Source organism: Pseudaquabacterium rugosum, assembly GCF_038066575.1.
GTDB classification, from domain to species: Bacteria; Pseudomonadota; Gammaproteobacteria; order Burkholderiales; family Burkholderiaceae_C; genus Pseudaquabacterium; species Pseudaquabacterium rugosum.
In genome coordinates this window covers 186,191-206,551 of sequence record NZ_JBBUTF010000005.1, presented here as the reverse complement: position 1 = coordinate 206,551, position 20,361 = coordinate 186,191, and the positions used below count along the sequence as shown (strand labels likewise).

Below are 20,361 nucleotides of genomic sequence, written 5' to 3'. Positions count from 1 at the left end.
ACAGTGAACAAGAGACCAACGAATGCCATCCCACCCTCATTTAAAACAAGTTGTCTGCGTCAAATGGGGAACACTTTTCGGCCCCGAGTACGTCAACAGAATGTACGGCATGGTGAAAAGAAATGTCACCACGCCATTCAAACTGGTTTGCCTGACCGACGACCCGGCAGGCATACGCGAAGAAGTCGAATGTCATGAACTCCCCGAGTTGGGCGTGCCTCATCCAGAGCGCACCATTGGCAAATGGCGCAAGCAGATTTTGTGGGCCAGAACCCTGCCAGGCCTGACCGGCACGGCATTGTTCATCGATCTGGATTCGGTCATCGTCGACAACATCGACGACTACTTTTCCATCGGTGAAGCGTCTGACGTCTATGTCGCTCGAAATTGGGCCCGCCCACTGGAAAAGCTTGGACAAACATCAGTCTTTCGTTTTCCGGTCGGAGGAAATCCGCATTTGCTCGATGACTTCAGAAATAGCCCACAGAAAATTGCAGATGAGTACGGATTTGAACAGCACTATGTCACGGCGCGCGTGACAGGCGGCGTCAAATTCTGGCCTGAAACTTGGACCAAGCACTTCCGCTTGCACTGCCTGCCCCCGTTTCCGCTGCGCTACTTCATGCAGGCGAAAATACCCAAAGGAGCAAAAATCATCACATTCCCCGGCGGGCCCAATCCAGATGACATCCAGGAATGCCGATGGAACAAGAACGCACCTGCATTCCGCAGTCGACTCGACCACATCAAGGCCGTACGAGATGAGAAGACTCGCGTGGACAAGAACCCACGCCGCCATCTGATGCGCTACGTCTTGCCCACTGATTGGATTGCGCAGCACTGGAAAGATTGATCTCAATTCGAGATCGAGCGCCCGCTGATCATGGATGTCGCAAAGACTGACAAGCCGACGATGCCCATCGAGACAACCCTTCCCAGCATCTCGATCGCAATGTGCACCTACAACGGGGCAAGGCACATCCAGCCACAAATAGATTCAATCCTGAAACAGGACTATTCTGGCGCAATGGAACTGGTGATCAGCGACGACTGCTCGACCGACGGCACTTGGGATTTTCTGATTGCCATCGCAACGGCTGATCCACGAGTCAAGATCCTTCGGAACGCACAGCGCTTGGGTTTCAGCGACAACTTCATGCATACGATCAAACGATGCACCGGAGATCTGATTGCACTGAGCGACCAAGATGACATCTGGGAGACGAAAAAACTTTCCATCTTGGCGAGCAACATGGGCGCCAATCTTCTCATCTACTCAGACTCATCCTTGATAGGCGAGAACGGGGAAAGTCTGGGCATCAAGATGTCAGATCGCGCGCGAATGTTTTCCGGATCCGGCACCATACCCTTCTGCTTCTGGAATTGCATTTCTGGTCATGCCATGATGATCAGGAAGGACCTGCTCACGCACGCACTGCCATTTCCTGCTGGCATATTCCATGATTGGTGGCTTGCCGCGGTAGCGGGAAGCATGGGGACCATCGGTTATTCATCGATGCCTCTTGTTCATTATCGACAGCACTCAGGATCACAGACTGACTCGGCACAACGCAGGAAGCGCCCCCGAAACAGTTGGGGAATCTACAAGGCCAGAGCCCTTCTATTGAGTCAGCTGGCAAATATCCCTGGCACAGATCAGGAATATATTAAAAAACTATCCACATTATGGGGCAAGCGACGCCAAGAATGGTTCTGCCCCCGATTACTGATTCATATCGTGCGTGGGACGCCGGAAATTTTCTCAACAAAGAGGAATGGCACGAGCCTGAAGTTCATGCTGAGCGCATTCCTGGGACAACGCTGGCGAAGGAAAAATGGAAGTGAATGAAGACTCCGCGAGCCCGAAGTTCTCCGTCATCGTCAGCAGCTACAACTATGCTGACTTTGTCGTGGATGCGGTGAACTCCGCACTCCGACAGTCCCATCCACCCCATCAAGTCATCGTGGTCGATGACGGTTCGAAGGATCTTTCGTTCGAACGGCTGCAGGCAGCCTTTCATTCGGATCCAAAGGTCACGCTGATCCGCCAAGAAAATGGCGGTCAAATGGCGGCCTGGATGACAGGATTCAGCCAATGCACAGGAGATTGGGTCGGATTTCTCGACAGCGATGACCTGTGGCGGGGCGATTTCATCGCCTGCATTTTGAAGACAGCGCAGAGCAAGCCTGATGCCGACTTCATATTCTGCAACATGGAGAAGTTCGGTGAAAATACCGGACGCATGTTGACAAAAAGCTGGCACAAGCGCGACAGAGACCTAGGCACATCGATACTCTTGGGCTGCTACAGTCCACGGTGGCAAGGCGTGGCCACCTCTGGAAATGCCATCAAGGTCGAATTGCTTTCAAGGATTCTGGAACTTCCTCCCGATCAAGTCAAAGAGTGGAAGACCCGCCCGGATGACTGCTTGTTCTACGGGGCAGATATTCTCGGCGGTCGAAAGCTGTACTTGGCTCGGGAATTGGCTTTGCACCGCGAGCACGGCAGCAATGCACTTCTGCTCGAGAAACAATCATCACTCAAGCGCCTGAAGTATGAATTCAGGCGAGAGAAGATGATGGCCTTCTACAGGTCGCAGATCTCCGAATCGTCCCGATTGAAGTGCTTGGCACACGTGGAGTTTCGCACCAAGGAAAGCCCGACGTTTGCCGAGTTCATGGCGTACGTCAAGATTGCGTGGGCGGCTCCAGAAGCTCTGAATCGACGTCTCAGAAAATCACTCCAGATCGCTCAACACTATTTTCTGGAGAAAATTCATTGATATTGACCACCAACAAGCCAACCAAGCATCTGGACTTGGGTTGCGGTTCCGTCCCGCGTAATCCATTCAAACGCGAGAAGGTTTACGGAATTGACATAAACACCACCAGAAACATCGATCCCCCGAATATCGAGATCACATGCGCCAATTTATTCCTAGACCCCATTCCATTTCCTAACGCCGAGTTTCACTCAGTTTCAGCTTACGACTTCATCGAACACGTACCCCGCGTATTGGCCCGCGATTCGGAAACAATTTTCCCGTTCGTACGTCTGATGAGCGAAATTCACCGCGTGCTCAAACCGGGAGGCTTTCTTTACGCTTTGTCACCTTGCTACCCTTCTGAAACATCCTTCATTGATCCGACGCACGTCAATCACATCACGGAACGATCTCACCTGTATTTCACAGGTGAAAAGCCATTGGCCGCGATGTACGGCTTCGTCGGTCGATTTGATGTCGTAACCTCCGATCGAGTGGTCTATTCAGATGCAGTAGACCCGATGGTCCCCAAGAGTTTGGGAAGTCGATTTCGGCACTTTCGGCACAAGATCAAAGGCAAGCTGCACTATTGCCGGTGGCATCTGATGAAGCCTACCGGCTGACCCACACCGCACACGCGCTCAACCCGAAGCCCCGTGTTGCGCCTCGACCATCGCCCGGTAGCGCCCCCCGGGCTGCGCCAGCAGCGCGGCATGGTCGCCGCTCTCGATCACCCGGCCGTCGGCCATCACGTGGATGGCGTCGGCCTTGCGGATGGTGCTCAGGCGGTGGGCGATGACGATCATCGTCTTCTGGCCGTGCCAGCGCTCCAGCGCCTGCTGGATCGCGCGCTCGCTCTCGGTGTCCAGCGCCGAGGTGGCCTCGTCGAGGATCCACACCGGCGCGTCCTTGTACAGCGCGCGGGCGATGGCCAGACGCTGGCGCTGGCCGCCGGACAGCCGGCTGCCGTTGACGCCGATCGGCGTCTCCACGCCCTGCGGCAGGCTCTGGACGAAGTCCCACAGCGCGGCCGCGCGCAGGCAGCTCTCGATGCGTGCGGCGTCGAAGGGCTGGGCGTAGACCACGTTGGCCGCCACCGAGGCGTCGAACAGCACGATGTCCTGCGAGACGACGGCGAACTGCCGCCGCAGGTCGGCCTTGCGCAGCTCGGCCAGCGGCAGGCCGTCGAGCGTCAGCGCGCCGTCCTGCGGCGTGGCGAAGCCCAGCAGCGTGCTGACGATGGTGGTCTTGCCGGCACCGGAGCTGCCGACGAGCGCCACCGTGGTGCCGGCGCGCACCCGCAGTTGCAGGTCCTGCAGTGCCGGGCGCTCGGCGCCGGGGTAGGCGAGGCTGACATGGTCGAAGACGATGTCGCCGCGGGCGCGCTCCAGCGTGCGGGTGCCGTGGTCGGGCTCGGGTTCGGCGTCCAGCAGCTCGAAGCAGCCGCGGGCGGTGATCAGCGCATTGGTGATCGGCTGGGAGACGTCGGTCAGGTGCCGGGTCTTGGAGACCAGCAGCAGCAGCGCGGTGACATAACCGGCGAACTCGCCGACCGTGCCACCCTGCGTCTGCGCCTGCCACAGCGCCAGCGTGACGATGGCGGCCACGCCGAAGCTGGCGGCCAGCTGCGACATCGGCGTCATCAGCGCCGAGGCGGCCACGCTCTTCATCGTCGCGCGCTGCACCTGGCGTGCCTCGGCCTCGAAGCGTCCGCGCTCGAAGGCGCCGGCGTCGAAGGTGCGGATCACCCGCCAGGCGCGCGCCATGTCGTCGACCACGTTGACCAGGCGCTGCTGCGCCTCGTACTGGGCCGATCCCATGGCGTGCACCCGCCGGTGGACGAAGCGCACGCCCACGCCCAGCAGCGGCACCGTGATCAGCGAGAGCAGCGTCAGCTGCCAGTTCTGCCAGAACAGATAGGCCACCAGGGCCGCGGCGGTGGTGCCGTCGCGCAGCAGCGTGATCATCGCGCTGCCGAGCTGGTTGGCCATCTGCTGCGGATCGTTGATGATCTTGGAGACCGTGATGCCCGGCGTCATGCGGTTGAACACCGCGGCATCGGCCCGCAGCAGCGAGGTCGCCAGCGCCTCGCGCAGATCCAGCACCGCACGCGAGGTGCTGCGGTTGAGCAGGTAGGTGCCGGCGAACGAGAACAGCCCGCGCGCCAGGAACAGGCCGATCAGCGCCACCGGCACCATCCACAGCGGGAAGGCCGGTTGCGCGAGAAAGCCCTTGTCGAGCGCGGTCTGCAGCAGCTTGGGGATCAGCGGCTCGGTGGCCGAGGCCAGCAGGAACGCGATGATCGCGCCGATCACGCCGCCCTTGTGCGGGCGGAAGAAACCGTAGACGCGGCGCGCGATCACGCCGCTGGCCAGGGGCGGTGCAGCGGCGGCCGCGCTGTCCTCGGGCTGGGCCCGCTCGGGCGTCACGGCGCTCATGCCAGCTGCGGCCGCACGGCCGTGGAAATCCAGGAACTCATCGCCCGGATGCTAGCGCGCCTTGGCGGCCGGTCCTGACCGGCCACGGCGGATGCGGCCTATGCGGCGCCGGCCGGTGATGCCGCGGCGCCCTCGGTGCCGCCCGGTGTCGCCCGATGGCCACCGGCCGCCACCGCGATCGCATCACCGGCCGCGCCGCCCGGCCCCCAGCCGAAGAAGGCGCAGACCTCGTCGCGACGGGCCCGGGTATCGGCCTCGCCGAGCGCGATCAGCGTTCGCGTGTACGGCGCCTCGAACAGCAGGTAGCTGGCCAGCGTCGAGCCACGCGACAACCGGGCGCCACGGCCCTGCTGCACGCCCACGCCGCGCAGCAGCGCGCGCACCGGGGCCGGCAGCGCGTCGATGTGCTCGCCGGCCAGATCGTCCAGGCGCTGGCTGGGCGCGATCACCAGCGCCTGCACCGGGCGCAGCGCGGACTGCGTGCGGTGCGCCGGCGGCAGCAGCGCCAGCGTGCGGTTGATGCGCTCCAGGCGCTCGATGTCGACCGCCAGCGCATCCAGGAAGATGCCCGACAGCGCATGGCCGGCGATCTGCGCGATCGACGGATAGGCGCTGCCGGCCGGCAGCCGCTCGGTGGGCTCCTGCATGCGGCCCGAGCCGATCACCAGCACCCGCTCGGCACCGAGGTGGATGGCCGGCGAGATCGGCGCCATCTGCCGCATCGAGCCGTCGCCGAACCACTCCATCGCGCCGCGCCGCGGCAGCTGGGTGGCCGGGAAGACGAAGGGAATGGCCGAGGAGGCCAGCAGGTGCGGCACTTCGAGCCGGGCCGGCACGGCGATGCGCTGCGAGCGCGTCCAGGGCGTGACCGGCGCGCCCGACATGTAGAAGGTGACGTGCTCGCCGCTGCCGTAGCCCGAGGCGGTGATGGCGAGCGCCTGCAGATGGCGCTGCGCCAGCAGGTGGGGCAGCCGCTCCATCGGCACCAGATCGTGCAGAAGATCGGCCAGCGGGGCGTTGTCCAGCAGGCTGCGCGGCCGCAGCCGGCACATGCGACGCAGCGCCCAGCCCAGCGACAGCATGGTCAGCCACTTCGAGCCGGTGCGCAGCACGCCGAGCGTGTCGGCGCAATAGACCTGATCGGCATGGAAGTGGTGCCAGACGCCGTGCAGCGCATCGACCGCGGCCTCCACGTCATCGCAGCGCGAGGCCAGCGCGGCGCCGTTGATGGCGCCGGCCGAGGTGCCGCAGATGACGTCGAAGGGATTGATCCGGCACTGCGCCAGCGGCACGCCGGCCTCGCGCCGCAGCTGCAGCAGCGCACGCAGCACGCCGACCTGGTAGGCCGCACGCGCACCACCGCCCGTCAGGACCAGTCCGGTGATGGGTGCGCGTGCCATGCCTGCATGCTAGGCGCAGCCGGGCTGCGGCCATGCGGGCATCAACCCCGCAGCGCGGCCACTGATCGTGACAAGCGGCCGCCGGGCGGGGCTTTCAGCGTTCAACCCTCGCCGTAGACCACCGCCGCCTCACCCTGGGCGGCGATGGCCTTGAGCCGCACCAGCGCCTCGTCGCAGGGCCACAGCCGGCCGTCCTCGCCGAGATCGATCTCGACCCGGGCGGCCGTCTGCGCATCACGCGGCCGCAGCTTGGCGCGCAGCATCAGGCCCTGCGGCACCGGACCGGCCTCGGTCTCGGTCTGGCGCGCCGGCCACTGGGCCACGGCCTCGGCCAGCGCGCGCACCGCCTCGACGCCGGCACGGCCCTCGGGCAAGGCGATCTGCACGAAGCGGGCGTAGCGGGCCCGCGCGCCGGCCAGATCCCAGATCGACTGCACGTTCAACCGCAGGCCGCCGCTGAAGCGGTCGTTCTGCACCTTGCCCTGGATGATGACCAGCTGGTCGTCGCGGATCAGGTCCTTGTGGGCCTCGATCAGCTCGTCGTTGGCCACCGCCTCGATGGTCTCGCTGCCGTCGTCGAGCTGGAAGATGGCGACCCGGCCGCGCTGGCCGTTGACCATGCGCAGCCCGCCGATGATGCCGGCCACCAGCTGCGGCTCGCGGCTGTCGACCAGATCGACCACGCGCTTCGGGCAGAAGCGGCGCACCTCGCGGCCGTCCTGTTCGAACAGATGGCCCGACAGGTAGAAGCCGATGGCCACCTTCTCGTGCGTCAGGCGCTCGCGGATCGACCACGGCGACTGCACCACCAGCGGCGGCTCGGTGGTGTGCGAGCCGTGGTCACCGTCGTCGAACAGGCCGCCCTGCGAGGCATTGGCCACCAGCGAGTCGGCGTACTCGAAGGCCAGACCGATGCTGGCCAGCAGACGGGCGCGGCCACGGTCCCATTCGGCCGCGGCCGGGGTGCCGGGCCGGGGCGGCGTCTCGCCGGGCGCCAGATCGGCGCGGAAGGCATCGAAGGCGCCGGCCTTGATCAAGGCCTCGACCACCCGCTTGTTGACCCGCTTGCGGTCGACGCGGGCGCAGAAGTCGAAGAAGCTGCGGAAGGCGCCGCCTTCCTTGCGCGCCTCGACGATGGCCTCGATCGCGCCCTGGCCGGTGCCCTTGACGCCGCCGAGCCCATAACGGATGACCTTAGCGGTCACCGGCTCGAAGCGCCAGACGCCGCTGTTGACGTCCGGCGGCTCGAAGCTGATGCCGAACAGCTTCGCATCGTTGAGCAACACCTTGAGCTTGTCGGTGTCGTCCATTTCGATGGTCATGTTCGCGGCGAAGAACTCCGCCGTGTAATGCACCTTCAGCCAGCCGGTGTGATAGGCCAGCAGCGAGTAGGCGGCGGCGTGCGACTTGTTGAAGCCGTAGCCCGCGAACTTCTCCATCAGGTCGAAGACCTCGTCGGCCTTCTCCTGGCCGATGCCCTTCTCGGCCGCGCCCTTGCGGAAGATCTCGCGGTGGGCGGCCATCTCCTCGGCCTTCTTCTTGCCCATCGCGCGGCGCAGCATGTCGGCGCCGCCGAGGCTGTAGCCGCCCAGCACCTGGGCGGTCTGCATCACCTGCTCCTGGTAGACCATGATGCCGTAGGTCTCGGACAGCACGGGCTCGACCAGCGGGTGCGGGTACTCGACCACCTCCTTGCCGTGCTTGCGCGCGACGAAGGACGGGATCAGGTCCATCGGGCCCGGGCGGTACAGCGCGTTCAGCGCGATCAGGTCCTCCAGCCGGCTGGGCTTGGCATCGCGCAGCATGCCCTGCATGCCGCGGGATTCGAACTGGAACACCGCTTCGGTCAGGCCGTCGGAGAACAGCTTGTAGACCTTGGCATCGTCCAGCGGCAGGGTCTCGAAGGCGAAGTCCTTCTGGTCCGGGTGGCGCGCGACGATGAAGTCCTTGGCCAGTTCCAGGATGGTCAGCGTGGCCAGGCCGAGAAAGTCGAACTTGACCAGGCCGATGGCCTCGACGTCGTCCTTGTCGTACTGGCTGACGGCCGAATCGCTGCCGGGCTGCTGGTACTGCGGGCAGAAGTCGGTGATCTTGCCCGGGGCGATCAGCACGCCGCCGGCATGCATGCCGATGTTGCGCACCATGCCCTCGACGCGGGTGGCCAGCTTCAGCAGCTCGGCCACCTCCTCTTCCTGCTGCTCGCGCTGTTCGAGCTCGGGCGCCTCCTTGCGGGCGTAGATGATGCCCGGGTCCGGCTTCTCGGGCACCGGCGCCAGCGTCACCGTCTTGCCCGGGGGCGCCGGGATCAGCTTGGCGATCGAGTCGACGTGGCCGTAGCCCATGCCCAGCACGCGGCCGATGTCGCGCAGCGCGGCCTTGGCCGCCATCGTGCCGAAGGTGGCGATCTGGCTGACGGCCTGGCGGCCGTACTTGTCCTTGACGTAGTCGATGACGCGGTCGCGGTTGCCCTGGCAGAAGTCGATGTCGAAGTCAGGCATCGAGACCCGCTCGGGGTTCAGGAAGCGCTCGAACAGCAGGTTGTAGTGCAGCGGATCCAGATCGGTGATCTTCATCGCGTAGGCCACCAGCGAGCCGGCGCCCGAGCCCCGGCCCGGGCCCACGGGGCAACCGTTCTGCTTGGCCCAGACGATGAAGTCCGCCACGATCAGGAAGTAGCCCGGGAAGCCCATCTTCAGGATGGTGGCGATCTCGAACTCCAGCCGCTCCACATAACGCGGCCGTTCGGCGTCCCGCTTCGCGGCGTCGGGGAACAGCAGCTTGAGCCGGTCCTCCAGGCCCTCGAAGCTGGCGAGGCGGAAGTACTGGTCCATCGGCATCGGCTGGCCGGCGTCCGGGCCCTCGGTGAGGACGGGCGTCGGGAAGTCGGGCAGGTAGAACTTGCCCATCGTCAGCGTCAGGTTGCAGCGCCGGGCGATGGCCACCGTGTTGGCGATGGCGCTCGGGATGTCGGCGAACAGCGCCTCCATCTGCGCCTGCGTCTTGAAGTACTGCTCGGGCGTGAAGCGCCGGATGCGCTTGGGATTGGCCAGGGTCTCGCCGTCGGCGACGCACACGCGGGCCTCGTGGGCCTCGAAGTCCTCGGGCGCGGCGAACTGCACCGGGTGGGTGGCCACCACCGGCAGCTGCAGCTCGGCGGCCAGCGGCACGACGGCGCGCACGTGCGGCTCGTGGTTGGGCAGGCCGGCGCGCTGGACCTCCAGATAGAAGCGGCGCGGGAACAGCCCGGCCAGGCGCTGCGCGACGGCGCGCGCCCGCGCGGTATCGCCGGACAGCAGGCACTGGCCGACCAGGCCCATGTCGGCGCCCGACAGCGCGATCAGCCCGCCGCCCAGCTCCTCCAGCCACTCCCACTTGACCCAGGCCTGGTTCTTCTGCACGTTGCGGATCCAGGCACGGGCCAGCAGCTCGCTGATGTTCAGGTAGCCCTGGTGGTCCTGCACCAGCAACAGCAGGCGGCTGGCGCCCTTGTCGGTGGCCTGCTCGGGTTCGAGCCAGATGTCGACGCCCAGGATGGGCTTGACGCCCTTGCCGCGGCAGGCCTTGTAGAACTTGACCGCCCCGAACAGGTTGCTCAGGTCGGTGATGGCCAACGCCGGCTGCCCGTCGTCGCGCGCGGCGACGGCGGCGTCATCGGTGCGCAGCGTGCCATCGACGACGGAGAACTCGGTGTGGGTGCGCAGGTGGACGAAGGGCATGCCCCGATTCTAGGAAAGCCGGCACGTCCTCCCCCCGGGATGGCCGCCGCCATGGCATGGCCGGCGCCCCGAAGACCGACAATCCGCCGATGACCCCGATGGATGACGCGAGCGGGCCCCACACGCCCGATGACACGCTGCACAGCGCGACCTGCTGGCGCGACAAGGGCTGGACCGCCCAGGTGATCAAGAACGAGGACGACGACGGCTGGGCGGTGGCGATGACCCGCGACGGCGAGTCCGAGCCGGCGCTCGTCGGCCCCTGGACCATGGGCCGCGACAAGAAGAACCCCAAGCCGCTGGACACCGGCGCCTTCAACACCCTGGTCAAGACGGCCAGCGAGGTGCTCCGCCGCGCCGAGCAGCACCTGGAGGCCACGCTGCACAAGCAGCTGTGGGTCGAGACCGGCGCGGCGCGCTGGAGCATCCGCCTGGACATCACGCCCGACGAGGACGAGCCCTGGGCGACGCTCAGCGCCGAGGACGAGGACGGCCAGCGCGTGGCCGAGGTGCGCGTGCGGCCCGATTTCCGCTTCACCCGGACCAGCGCGCTGGCGTGGATCGAGGGCGGCTTCCAGCGTCCGCGCTGAGACGACCGGGACGGCCGGGATGCGCCGCCGGCTCAGTCGCGCTGGGCCAGCGCCTGCGCGATCCAGCCGCGCTTGACGGTGGGCTTGGGCACGCGGATGTCGAACCAGCGGCGCACGTCCCAGTCCAGGCACTGGCCGTGCATGAAGTTGTAGATCGCCTTCTTCAGGCCGCGGCCGAGCGCATCGTGGTCGACGCCGGTCGGATCGATGAAGGCGACGTCGTTGCGCGCGAAGCCCTGGAAGGGCTCGGGCTGCAGCGTGACGCCGAAGGCCGCCGGATCGAGGCCGACCGGCGAGTGCACGGTGCAGGCGAAGCGGTGGAAGAAGCCGCTCTGGATGCAGCCCTCCTCGAACAGCTGGCGCACGTACTCCAGCGCATCGACCGTGTCCTGTGCGGTCTGGCTCGGGAAGCCGTACATCAGGTAGGCGTGGACCAGGATGCCGGCCTCGCTGAAGGCCTTGGTCACGCGCGCGACCTGGGCCACGCTGACGCCCTTGTTCATCAGCTTGAGCAGGCGGTCGCTGGCCACCTCCAGCCCGCCGGAGATCGCGATGCAGCCGGCGTCGGCCATCTGCTGCGCCAGCTCGGGCGTGAAGCTCTTCTCGAAGCGGACGTTGCCCCACCAGCTGATGACGCTGCCGCGGCGGATCAGCTCGGCCGACAGCGCCTTCAGGCTCTTGGGCGGCGCCGCCTCGTCGACGAAGTGGAAGCCGGTCTGGCCGGTCTCGGCCACTATTGAGCCGATGCGGTCGGCCAGCAGCTCGGCCTCGGCCGTCTCGTAGCGGCCGATGTAGTCCAGCCCGACGTCGCAGAAGCTGCACTTCTTCCAGTAGCAGCCGTGGGCGAGGGTCAGCTTGTTCCAGCGCCCGTCGCTCCACAGCCGGTGCATGGGGTTGAGCATGTCGAGCAGGCTCAGGTAGCGGTCCAGCGGCAGGCCGTCCCAGGTCGGCGTGCCGATCTCGGTGAAGGGCACGTCGGCCTCGCCGATGTCGACGTAGCGCACCGCCCCGTCATCGCCGCGGATGAAGGTGCGCACCAGGCGGCTGGCGCTGCGGCGGCGGACCGGGCCGCTCTCTCCTGTCGAGCTGCCCGCCGATCCCCCCGATGTGCCGCACCAGTGTTCGAGCAGCGCCAGCAGCGGCCGCTCACCGGCGTCCAGCGTCACCGCATCGACGAAGTCGAACAGCCGCGGCTCGGTCAGATCGCGCAGCTCGGTGTTGACCCAGCCGCCCCCGAGCGCGATGCGGATGTCGGGCCGGGCGGCCTTGACCGCCTGGGCGATGCGCAGCGCACCGTAGACCGCGCCCGGAAACGGCACCGACAGCACCAGCACATCGGGCGCATGTCGCGCGACGGCATCGAGGGCCAGGCGCTGCAGCATGCGGTCCAGCAGATGGGGCGCGGCGGCCAGGGCCTCGGCCAGCGGATCGAAGCTGGGCTGGCTCATCGCCAGCCGCTCGCCGTAGCGCACGAACTCGAAGCGCGGATCGACCGCGTCGCGCACCACGTCGGCCAGATCGTTCAGGTAGAGCGTGGCGAGGTGGCGGGCGCGGTCGTGGGTGCCGAGCGCGCCGAAGGCCCAGCCCAGCGGATCGGTGCCCTCGGGATCATCGGGGTCGAGGTAGGCGTCCAGGCTCGCGAAGCGCGGTCCCTCGGGCAGGAAGCTGCCGCCGGCGATGCGGTGGGCCAGCGTGGCGTCACGCCCCTGCAGAAAGGCCAGCACCGGACCGAGCGTGGCGGCATAGCGCGGGAACTCGGCCAGGAAGTGCTGCAGCACCGGCGTCCGCCGTGCGGCCGGCAGGGCACGGGCGGCGGCCTGCACCTCGGCCAGCCCGTCGCGGCTGAACAGGGCGAGCACCAGCGCCAGGGCCAGATCCTCCTGCCGCGCATCGATGCCGCGGCTGCGCAGGAAGCCGGTCAGGTAGGCGGTCGACGGATACGGGGTGTTGAGCTGCGTCATCGGCGCGATGACGCTGAGCACGCGACCGGTGACCGCATCGGACATCGGGGCTGGCGCAGTGGCGGGCGGGGTCAGGTCGGGCACGGCGGCGGTCTTCGGAGGGCCCGGATCAGGCGGCCCGTGATTCTGCCTGCGGTGCCCCGGTCCTGCAGGGTGCGCTGGCGATGCGCGGCGCCGAGCCAGGGGCCGCGGCGGCGCGGACCAGCGGTCAGAATGCCGCCCATGAGCACCCCGACCGCGCCCCCGGCCCAGCCCCGCAACCCGCTGCACGGCAAGACGCTCGAGGCCATCGTCACCGAGCTGCAGGACTGGTACGGCTGGGATGGCCTGGCCGACCGCATCGCGCTGCGCTGCTTCTGGCACGAGCCCAGCATCGCCTCCAGCCTCAAGCTGCTGCGCAAGACGCCGTGGGCGCGCGAGAAGGTCGAGGGGCTGTATCTGTACATGCTGCGCGAACAGGCCCGTCTGGCCCGTGACGGCGGCTGAGCGCCGCCCACGCGCCGCTCAGCCGACCACGATCGCGCGGAAATCGTTGACGTTGGTGTAGGTCGGCCCGGTCACCACCCGATCACCCAAGGCCTCGAAGAAGCTGCAGGCATCGTGGCGCTGCAGGACATCGGCCGGCTTCAGGCCGAGTGTGGCCGCGCGCGCCAGCGTGTCGGGGCCGATGCGCGCACCGGCGTTGTCCTCGATGCCGTCGATGCCGTCGGTGTCGGCCGCCAGCGCCCACACCTGCGCCTGCCCCTGCAGCGCGATCGCCAGCGACAGCATGAATTCGCCCGCCCGGCCGCCACGGCCCGGATAGGCGACGTCCGCCGGCAGGCCGGCCGGGCGCGGCCCGACGGTGACGGTGGTCTCGCCGCCGGACAGGATCACGCAGGGCCGCGGGAAGGCGCCGATGTCGGCCGCCGGCAAGGCCATGGCGTCGGGCCCGGCGCCGCCGCGGGCCACCGCGCGGGCGAGCGCGGCATGCACCTTGGCCACCTCGCGGCTCTCACCCTCCAGGTCGTCGCCGAGGATGAAGGCCGGCAGGCCGGCGGCGCGCGCCACCTCGGCCGCGGCCTGCAGGCTGGCCAGCGGCGTGGCGATCATCTGCAGCCGGTGGCCGGCCAGCCGCGGGTCGCCGGGCTTGGGCGTCTCGAAGGCGCCGCTCTCCAGCCCGGCACGGGCGGCCGCCGGGATGGCGATGCCGTGGCGCTGCAGCGCGCCCAGCGCATCCGCGCAGGTGCCGGGATCGGCCACGGTGGGACCGCTGCCGATGGTGGCCGGATCGTCACCGGGCACGTCGCTGATGGCCAGCGTCAGCACCCGCGCCGGATGGCACAGCGCGGCCAGGCGACCGCCCTTGACGGCGCTGAGGTGCTTGCGCACCAGGTTCATCTCGTCGATGGCCGCGCCGCTGGCCAGCAGCGCGCGGTTGAGCGCCTGCTTGTCGTCCAGCGTCAGCCCCTCGGCCGGTTGCACCAGCAGCGCGGAGGCGCCGCCGCTCATCAGGCAGATCACCTGGTCGTGCGCGGTCAGGCCCTGCGTGAGCGCCATCATCCGCGCGGTGGCGGCCAGACCGGCGGCATCGGGCACCGGGTGGCGGGCCTCGACCAGCTCGATGCGCCGCGGCCGGGCCTGCCAAGCGGCGGGGATGTGGTCGTAGCGGGTGATCACCAGGCCGGACAACGGCGCGTCGGCCGGCCAGGCCTCCTCCAGCGCCAGGGCCATCGCGCCGCCAGCCTTGCCGGCACCGATCACCAGTGTGCGACCGGGTGCGGGCGGCGGCGGCGGCAGGTGGCTGGCCAGCACGGCGCCGGGCAGCGCACGCCGCACGGCCGCATCGAACATCGCCCGCAACAGGGCCTGGGGATCGAGCCCGGCGGGCAGGCGGGAAGCGGGAGAGGCGGCATCGGGCATGGCGGCGATTATGGGAAGGTCCGCGCCCGCACATGGTGCGCATCATCGCCAGACCGCGTTGCACGCCGCGCTGATCGCCGCACGGCACGCCGCACGGCACGCCGCACTGATCGCCACACTGCACGCCGTCACGCGCGCCGGGCGCAGCGGCATCGCTCAGCGCATCGCCGGTGCCGCGGTGCCGACCGCCGGGGCGGGCGTGGCGCGGGTCTTGGCGGGCTGGGCCACCGCCGTGCCCCCGGCCCAACCCTGGCCGCCCACCGTCAGGCCGGCCTCGGAAAAGCGGACCGCGTTGCGCTGACCGAGCCCGGCGACGCGGTCGACCAGATCGTTCCAGTCCTTGAACGCCGATTGCTGACGGGCAGCCAGGATCTTGGCCGACAGCGCCGGCCCGATGCCCTTGACGGTCTGCAGCTCGGCCTCGCTGGCCCGGTTGACGTCGACAGCCGCCCAGCTCGCCGAGCCGAGCGCCGCCAACAGGCCGCCGACGAGCAGGCCGCGGCGCACGAGGCCGCCAGCCAACGACGAAAACGAGGTGAAAGCGTGACGGATCGACATGATGATGCTCCCTGGATACGGTGAAGGCTGTGGAGGGGTGCCATGCGGGGTGGTGACCGGGGACGGCCCCGCGGCCCGCACGCCGGATCTCCCGCCGCCCGCGGCGACCGCCCTCTGTCGGGCCAGCGTCTGCCGTGGGCGGCGGGATGGAGGCCATTCTGGGCAGCCGGCCCTGCACACGCATTCCCCCGGCGGATGGACTCGAGGAGGGCCCCCGCCCGGGGGAGGCGGCCAGTTAGCATCCACGGGCCGGCGACCGCCGGTCAGCCCACCCGCACGCCTGTCCCCCGCCTTGACCCGTCCCGTTCCCCCCTGCCAGCGCATCCTCGGTGTCGACCCCGGTCTGCAACGCACCGGCTTCGGCCTCATCGACGTCGAGGGCATGCGGCTGCGCTACGTGGCCAGCGGCACCATCAGCACGCTGGAGGCGCCACGCGGGGATCTGCCGGCACGCCTCAAGCTGATCGTCGAAGGGCTGTCCGAGCTGCAGCGGCGCTATGCGCCGCAGGCCGCCTCGGTCGAGATCGTGTTCGTCAACGTCAATCCGCAGTCCACGCTGCTGCTGGGGCAGGCGCGCGGCGCGGCACTGGCCGCGCTCGTCAGTGGCGGACTGCCGGTGGCCGAGTACACGGCGGTGCAGATGAAGAAGGCGGTGGCCGGCCATGGTCAGGCCAGCAAGGCCCAGATCCAGGAGATGGTGATGCGGCTGCTGAGCCTGCCCGGCCTGCCCGGCCCGGACGCGGCCGATGCGCTCGGTCTGGCCATCACCCATGCGCACGCGCAGCATGCGCTGTCAGCCCTCGGCGCGGCAGGCGGTCTGGAGCGGCGCAGCCAGTCCCAATACCGCCGCGGGCGGGCCGCCTGAGCAAGGACTCACACCGCCGCGGACCCTCGGCCAGCCCATCGTTGCAGGCTGCCGCAGGTCGATGGCGCTTGTCTGCCCCTCATTCGACGGGTCATGTCCGACACCGACCGGACGCGGCCCTAAGATGCGGCTTCCCACCGAAACGAGGACGATCATGACCCCTGTCGCGCTGGCGACTCCCGCCCTGACCGCCGCCGACCAGGCCGGCCGCTGGATCGGGTTCGGCGCGGCCGACGATCCGGCCACGAGCGAAGGCTGGCTGGTGCTGCCACCGGCCGGTCACGGGCCGGGTCTGCTGCTGCTGGCCGAGATCTTCGGCGTCAATGCCCACATGCGGGCCGTGGCGCTGCAGTACGCGCTGGCCGGTCACGTGGTGCTGGTGCCCGATCTGTTCTGGCGCAGCGAGCGCCGCATCGAACTGGGCTACGGCGACGCGGACCGCCAACGGGGCCGCCAGTTCGCCGCCCTGCTGCAGCCCGACACCGTGCGTGACGACCTGCGCACCGCGGTGGCCACGCTGCGCGCGCGGCCCGAAGTGCGCCGCGGCGATGGCCGGCCGGCCCGTGTGGCCGCCCTCGGCTACTGTCTGGGGGGACGCCTGGCCTGGCAGGCTGCGGCCTCGACCGACATCGACGCGGCCGTCAGCTACTACGGTGGGGGCATCCAGGCGCAGCTCGATCTGACGGCCCGCATCCGCTGCCCGCTGCTGCTGCACTATGCCGAGCACGACGCCCACATCCCGAACGAGGCGGTGCAATCGGTGGCGCAGGCCCTGCAGCGCCAAGGACCGAGGCACGAGATCGTCGTCCATCCGGGCACCGCGCATGGTTTCAACTGCTGGGCCCGCGCCGAATTCCACGCCGGCGCAGCCAGCCAGGCACTGGCCCGCACGCAGCAGTTCCTGGCCGACACGCTGTACGCCGGCTGAGGCGGACCGGGCGGCGGCCGCCGCCGCCGCCAGGCCAGGGCCAGGCCGGGGGATCAGAAGAAGATGAAGCGCAGCATCGCGAACACCTGGCCGAAGATCCAGATGTCGAAGCTGCCCAGGCCGATCACGACGACCCAGCGCCACAGCGCACGCGCGCGCCGCAGCGGCACCGGTTCGCTGGTGGTCAGGTAGAGGACGAAGAAAAACCCGGCGGCCAGCAGCAACGACGCCACCACGACGACCGGGATCCAGAACAGGCTCATGCGCGCAGGCTAATCGAAAGCACCCGCGGGACCTGCCCCCCGCCCCCGGGATGGGCAAGACAGGCGCCCCGTCCGCCCGTGCATCCTGCACGGCAGCCACCGCTCACAGCAGCACCGCCAGACGCTCGAGCATCAGCACGGCGAAGAAGCCGGCGGCCGCCAGCAGCGTCCACTTCAGCAGCAGCACGCCGCGCCGGCGCCAGACGCCCTGCCCGGTGGCCAGCGCGAAGGCGAAACACAACAGGGCCGCGACCAGCAGCAGACCGAAGACCAGGCGGAAGACGAGCATCGCCGGTCAGCCCCGCGGCAGTGGATGGTGCCGGCTCACCAGGCCGGCTCCGCGACCTCGAAGCCCTGCGGCGCCTTGCGCACGTCGTCGAAGCTCACGTACTCCCACGCGTCAGGCTGGCGGAACAGTTCGCGCAGCAGCAGGTTGTTCAGCGCATGCCCGCTGCGGAAGGCGGTGTAGTGCGCCAGCATCGGATGACCGGCGTTGTACAGATCGCCGATGGCGTCCAGGATCTTGTGCTTGGCGAACTCGTCGTCGTAGCGCAGGCCGTCGGCGTTCAGCACGCGGCTGTCGTCGACGACGATGGCGTTGTCCATGCTGCCGCCCAGCGTCAGCCCACGGCTGCGCATCGCCTCGACATCCTTGGTGAAACCGAAGGTGCGCGCGCGCGCGATGTCGCGCCGGTAGCGGCCCGAGCCCATGTCGAAGGTGACCTGCTGCCCGGTGGCATCGACGGCCGGATGGTCGAAGTCGATCTCGAAGCTGAGCTTGAAGCCGTGGAAGGGTTCGAGTCGGGCCCACATCAGGCGCTTGCCCTCGCCCTGGCGCACCTCGACCGGGCGCTTGACGCGGATGAAGCGGCGCGGGGCCGGCTGACCGGCCAGGCCCGCCGACTGCAGCAGGTAGACGAAGCTGGCGGCCGAGCCATCGAGGATGGGCACCTCGTCGGCCGTGATGTCGACCAGCAGGTTGTCGATGTGCAGCCCGCAGCAGGCACTCATGAAGTGCTCGATGGTCTGCACCTTCGGCGCATCGGGGTCACCACCGGGCGAGATGGTGCTGGCCATGCGGGTGTCGCTGACCACGTCGTGGCGCACCGGAATCTCGACCGGCTGGGCCAGATCGACGCGGCGGAAGACGATGCCGGTGTCCGGTGGCGCCGGACGCAGCGTCAGTTCGACCTTCTGACCACTGTGCATGCCGACGCCGACGGCACGGGTGATCGCCTGGATGGTGTGTTGGGCAAGCATCGACCGCGATTGTGGGGCATCCCGCGCACCCGCGTGGGGTGAGGTCTGCACCACCCGGCAGCGCACGAGGGTGCGCCGGCGGGAAGCCGGGCGGCCAGGCCCGGGTCAGTCCGGCAGGCGGCGCAGTTCCTCGCGCACCTTGTCCTGGGCCGCTGGATCGTCGATCGAGGCCACCAGCCGCTGCAGCAGATCGACCCGGTGCGCGCTCTGCATCGCCGCCCGGCGCACGATCACGGTGGCGATCGGCCCCAGATGAAGGGCCAGGATGCGCTGGGCGGCGGCCAGCAGCGTCGGGCTGAAACGGGTCAGCGTCTGCAGCGACGACAGGCTGTTGCCGGTGCCGAAGGTCGGACCACTGCCCGGCGAGGCGGTACCGGAGGCCGTGCGGAGGCCGGCCTCGGTGGCGGTCGGCAGGCTGCCGCGGGTGGCCGTGCCGTGGGTCCAGGTGGAGTTGGCGGCCGTGGCCGGCCCCTGGCTGGCCGTGCCGGCCGGCACACGCAGGCGCACGCCGGTGGACGTGAGCAGCGAGGCCAGCTCGCGGGCGACCTGGTCACGGGCGGCCGGATCGTCGACCTGGGCGGCCAGCCGCACCATCAAGGTCGGCAGCGTCTTGGCCTCACGTGCCGTGCGCCGCAGCAGCACGCGCGCCATCGGGCCGACGTGACGGGCCAGGATGGCTTCGGCCCGGGCCAGCACCTGGGGATCGAAGGCACTGGCCGACAGCGTGGTGTCGGTGGCCGTCGATGGGCCCGACGTCGCGGTGCCGGCACGGGTGGCGACCACGGACACCGGCGCCAGCGTCGGCGCGGCGCCCATCGCCGGTGCCTGCAGCAGGTTGTCCAGCGCCACCGTCTCCGGTGGCAGCCGGCCGGCGGCCTGCACCAGCGCATCGCGGAACTCCTGCGCATTCAGGAAGCGCTGGGCCGGCGACTTGGCCAGCGCCCGCATCAGCACGGAATCCCAGGAGGCCAGGTGCGCGCAGCCGGGTTGCTGCGACGGCGGCAGCGGCAGCTCGTGCACCACGCGGTACATCAGGCTCTCGGGCGTGCCGCTGAACGGCGCCTGGCCGCACAGCAGCTGGTACAGCACGACGCCGGCCGCGTACAGATCGACCCGCTGATCGATCGCCCGGCCCTGGAACTGCTCGGGCGCCATGTACATCGGCGTGCCGACCAGCGCGCCGACGCGCGTCATGCCGGTGCCCGACAGACGGGCGACGCCGAAGTCGGTGATCTTCAGCCGGCCGTGGCGAGTGACCAGCAGGTTGCTGGGCTTGATGTCGCGGTGCCAGACACCCTGCGCATGGGCATGGCCGAGCGCCTCGAGCAGCTGGTGCACCAGCGACAGCACGTCGTCCTCGGACAACAGCGGTGCGGCCGGCGCGGCCGAGCGCACCAGATAACGGCTCAGCGGATGGCCGAGCACGTACTCCATCGCGATGTAGTCGACCGCCGCACTGCTCTCGTGGCCGAACTCGAAGACCGAGACGATGCCGGGATGCTGCAGGCGCCCGGCGGCCCGCGCCTCGTTGCGGAAGCGGTCCTGCGCGCTGGAGCCGTCGGCGCCGTCCACGCGCACACCCGGGCGCAGGGTCTTGATGGCCACCTCACGGTGGATGTCAGGGTCGAAGGCGCGGTAGACCACGCCCATCGCCCCTTCCCCGATCAGACCGGAGACACGGTACTTGCCCAGTTTCATGGGCATCGCGGGCAGCG

The 20,361-nt window shown here is 68.5% G+C and carries 18 protein-coding genes; 8 read left to right on the top strand and 10 right to left on the bottom strand.

Features of this window, described 5'->3' with window-relative positions:
• Positions 1-22 precede the first annotated feature (22 nt).
• Genes AACH11_RS06895 through AACH11_RS06880 form a run of 4 tightly spaced genes read left to right on the top strand, consistent with a single transcriptional unit; the run spans position 23 to position 3,388 of the window.
• Positions 23-853, top strand: coding sequence for a glycosyl transferase (locus AACH11_RS06895; protein WP_341373460.1), 831 nt, complete (start codon positions 23-25; stop codon positions 851-853).
• A gap of 30 nt (positions 854-883) precedes the next feature.
• Positions 884-1,849, top strand: a complete 966-nt coding sequence (locus AACH11_RS06890) for a glycosyltransferase family 2 protein (protein WP_341373459.1) — start codon at positions 884-886, stop codon at positions 1,847-1,849.
• A complete protein-coding gene (locus AACH11_RS06885) occupies positions 1,842-2,783 on the top strand; it encodes a glycosyltransferase family 2 protein (protein ID WP_341373458.1) in 942 nt (313 codons plus the stop codon). The genes AACH11_RS06890 and AACH11_RS06885 overlap by 8 nt, the downstream gene beginning before the upstream one ends.
• 2 nt (positions 2,784-2,785) lie before the next feature.
• Complete coding sequence (locus AACH11_RS06880) at positions 2,786-3,388, top strand: class I SAM-dependent methyltransferase (protein ID WP_341373457.1); 603 nt, start codon at positions 2,786-2,788, stop codon at positions 3,386-3,388.
• Between the two features lie 18 nt (positions 3,389-3,406).
• On the opposite strand, the gene AACH11_RS06875 is transcribed toward AACH11_RS06880, so the two are convergent.
• The 3 genes from AACH11_RS06875 to dnaE form a co-directional block, all read right to left on the bottom strand.
• Positions 3,407-5,203, bottom strand: coding sequence for an ABC transporter transmembrane domain-containing protein (locus tag AACH11_RS06875; RefSeq protein WP_341373456.1), 1,797 nt, complete (start codon positions 5,201-5,203; stop codon positions 3,407-3,409).
• 98 nt (positions 5,204-5,301) lie between these two features.
• Complete coding sequence (locus AACH11_RS06870) at positions 5,302-6,603, bottom strand: patatin-like phospholipase family protein (RefSeq protein ID WP_341373455.1); 1,302 nt, start codon at positions 6,601-6,603, stop codon at positions 5,302-5,304.
• A gap of 101 nt (positions 6,604-6,704) precedes the next feature.
• Positions 6,705-10,319 carry a DNA polymerase III subunit alpha gene (gene dnaE, locus AACH11_RS06865; protein WP_341373454.1) on the bottom strand — a complete coding sequence of 1,205 codons (3,615 nt, stop codon included), beginning with the start codon at positions 10,317-10,319 and terminating at the stop codon, positions 6,705-6,707.
• Positions 10,320-10,408: 89 nt separating this feature from the next.
• On the opposite strand from dnaE, the gene AACH11_RS06860 reads away from it, so the two are divergent.
• Entirely contained in the window at positions 10,409-10,909 is a 501-nt protein-coding gene (locus tag AACH11_RS06860; protein WP_423228701.1) for a hypothetical protein, read from the top strand.
• 32 nt (positions 10,910-10,941) lie between these two features.
• On the opposite strand, the gene AACH11_RS06855 is transcribed toward AACH11_RS06860, so the two are convergent.
• Entirely contained in the window at positions 10,942-12,915 is a 1,974-nt protein-coding gene (locus AACH11_RS06855) for a B12-binding domain-containing radical SAM protein (RefSeq protein ID WP_341373569.1), read from the bottom strand.
• Between the two features lie 177 nt (positions 12,916-13,092).
• Between AACH11_RS06855 and AACH11_RS06850 the strand changes: the two genes are divergently transcribed.
• A complete protein-coding gene (locus AACH11_RS06850) occupies positions 13,093-13,356 on the top strand; it encodes a VF530 family protein (protein ID WP_341373453.1) in 264 nt (87 codons plus the stop codon).
• Between the two features lie 18 nt (positions 13,357-13,374).
• On the opposite strand, the gene AACH11_RS06845 is transcribed toward AACH11_RS06850, so the two are convergent.
• Both AACH11_RS06845 and AACH11_RS06840 read right to left on the bottom strand, forming a co-directional pair.
• Positions 13,375-14,772, bottom strand: a complete 1,398-nt coding sequence (locus tag AACH11_RS06845; protein WP_341373452.1) for a glycerate kinase type-2 family protein — start codon at positions 14,770-14,772, stop codon at positions 13,375-13,377.
• A 156-nt stretch (positions 14,773-14,928) separates the two neighbouring features.
• Entirely contained in the window at positions 14,929-15,330 is a 402-nt protein-coding gene (locus AACH11_RS06840; RefSeq protein WP_341373451.1) for a ComEA family DNA-binding protein, read from the bottom strand.
• Positions 15,331-15,622: 292 nt separating this feature from the next.
• Between AACH11_RS06840 and ruvC the strand changes: the two genes are divergently transcribed.
• On the top strand, positions 15,623-16,195 hold the full coding sequence (gene ruvC / locus AACH11_RS06835; RefSeq protein WP_341373450.1) for a crossover junction endodeoxyribonuclease RuvC: 573 nt from the start codon (positions 15,623-15,625) through the stop codon (positions 16,193-16,195).
• 154 nt (positions 16,196-16,349) lie between these two features.
• Positions 16,350-17,123, top strand: coding sequence for a dienelactone hydrolase family protein (locus AACH11_RS06830; RefSeq protein ID WP_341373449.1), 774 nt, complete (start codon positions 16,350-16,352; stop codon positions 17,121-17,123).
• Between the two features lie 53 nt (positions 17,124-17,176).
• Here AACH11_RS06830 and AACH11_RS06825 read toward each other — a convergent pair whose 3' ends face one another.
• The 4 genes from AACH11_RS06825 to AACH11_RS06810 all read right to left on the bottom strand — a co-directional run bounded on the left by AACH11_RS06825 (position 17,177) and on the right by AACH11_RS06810 (position 20,350).
• Positions 17,177-17,386: a hypothetical protein gene (locus AACH11_RS06825; RefSeq protein ID WP_341373448.1), complete on the bottom strand. Its 210-nt coding sequence runs from the start codon at positions 17,384-17,386 to the stop codon at positions 17,177-17,179.
• Between the two features lie 103 nt (positions 17,387-17,489).
• Entirely contained in the window at positions 17,490-17,675 is a 186-nt protein-coding gene (locus AACH11_RS06820; RefSeq protein ID WP_341373447.1) for a hypothetical protein, read from the bottom strand.
• A 35-nt stretch (positions 17,676-17,710) separates the two neighbouring features.
• Complete coding sequence (lpxC, locus tag AACH11_RS06815; RefSeq protein ID WP_341373446.1) at positions 17,711-18,646, bottom strand: UDP-3-O-acyl-N-acetylglucosamine deacetylase; 936 nt, start codon at positions 18,644-18,646, stop codon at positions 17,711-17,713.
• Positions 18,647-18,751: 105 nt separating this feature from the next.
• Positions 18,752-20,350, bottom strand: coding sequence for a serine/threonine-protein kinase (locus AACH11_RS06810; RefSeq protein ID WP_341373445.1), 1,599 nt, complete (start codon positions 20,348-20,350; stop codon positions 18,752-18,754).
• Positions 20,351-20,361: the final 11 nt, after the last annotated feature.

Excerpts from the sequence above, each read along its gene's own strand:
- AACH11_RS06895 (WP_341373460.1), top strand. The coding sequence starts at position 23 with ATGCCATCCCACCCTCATTTAAAACAAGTTGTCTGCGTCAAATGGGGA.
- AACH11_RS06890 (WP_341373459.1), top strand. The coding sequence starts at position 884 with ATGGATGTCGCAAAGACTGACAAGCCGACGATGCCCATCGAGACAACC.
- AACH11_RS06875 (WP_341373456.1), bottom strand. The coding sequence starts at position 5,203 with ATGAGCGCCGTGACGCCCGAGCGGGCCCAGCCCGAGGACAGCGCGGCC.
- AACH11_RS06870 (WP_341373455.1), bottom strand. The coding sequence starts at position 6,603 with ATGGCACGCGCACCCATCACCGGACTGGTCCTGACGGGCGGTGGTGCG.
- dnaE (WP_341373454.1), bottom strand. The coding sequence starts at position 10,319 with ATGCCCTTCGTCCACCTGCGCACCCACACCGAGTTCTCCGTCGTCGAT.
- AACH11_RS06860 (WP_423228701.1), top strand. The coding sequence starts at position 10,409 with ATGACCCCGATGGATGACGCGAGCGGGCCCCACACGCCCGATGACACG.
- AACH11_RS06855 (WP_341373569.1), bottom strand. The coding sequence starts at position 12,915 with ATGTCCGATGCGGTCACCGGTCGCGTGCTCAGCGTCATCGCGCCGATG.
- AACH11_RS06850 (WP_341373453.1), top strand. The coding sequence starts at position 13,093 with ATGAGCACCCCGACCGCGCCCCCGGCCCAGCCCCGCAACCCGCTGCAC.
- AACH11_RS06845 (WP_341373452.1), bottom strand. The coding sequence starts at position 14,772 with ATGCCCGATGCCGCCTCTCCCGCTTCCCGCCTGCCCGCCGGGCTCGAT.
- AACH11_RS06840 (WP_341373451.1), bottom strand. The coding sequence starts at position 15,330 with ATGTCGATCCGTCACGCTTTCACCTCGTTTTCGTCGTTGGCTGGCGGC.
- AACH11_RS06830 (WP_341373449.1), top strand. The coding sequence starts at position 16,350 with ATGACCCCTGTCGCGCTGGCGACTCCCGCCCTGACCGCCGCCGACCAG.
- AACH11_RS06825 (WP_341373448.1), bottom strand. The coding sequence starts at position 17,386 with ATGAGCCTGTTCTGGATCCCGGTCGTCGTGGTGGCGTCGTTGCTGCTG.
- AACH11_RS06820 (WP_341373447.1), bottom strand. The coding sequence starts at position 17,675 with ATGCTCGTCTTCCGCCTGGTCTTCGGTCTGCTGCTGGTCGCGGCCCTG.
- lpxC (WP_341373446.1), bottom strand. The coding sequence starts at position 18,646 with ATGCTTGCCCAACACACCATCCAGGCGATCACCCGTGCCGTCGGCGTC.
- AACH11_RS06810 (WP_341373445.1), bottom strand. The coding sequence starts at position 20,350 with ATGCCCATGAAACTGGGCAAGTACCGTGTCTCCGGTCTGATCGGGGAA.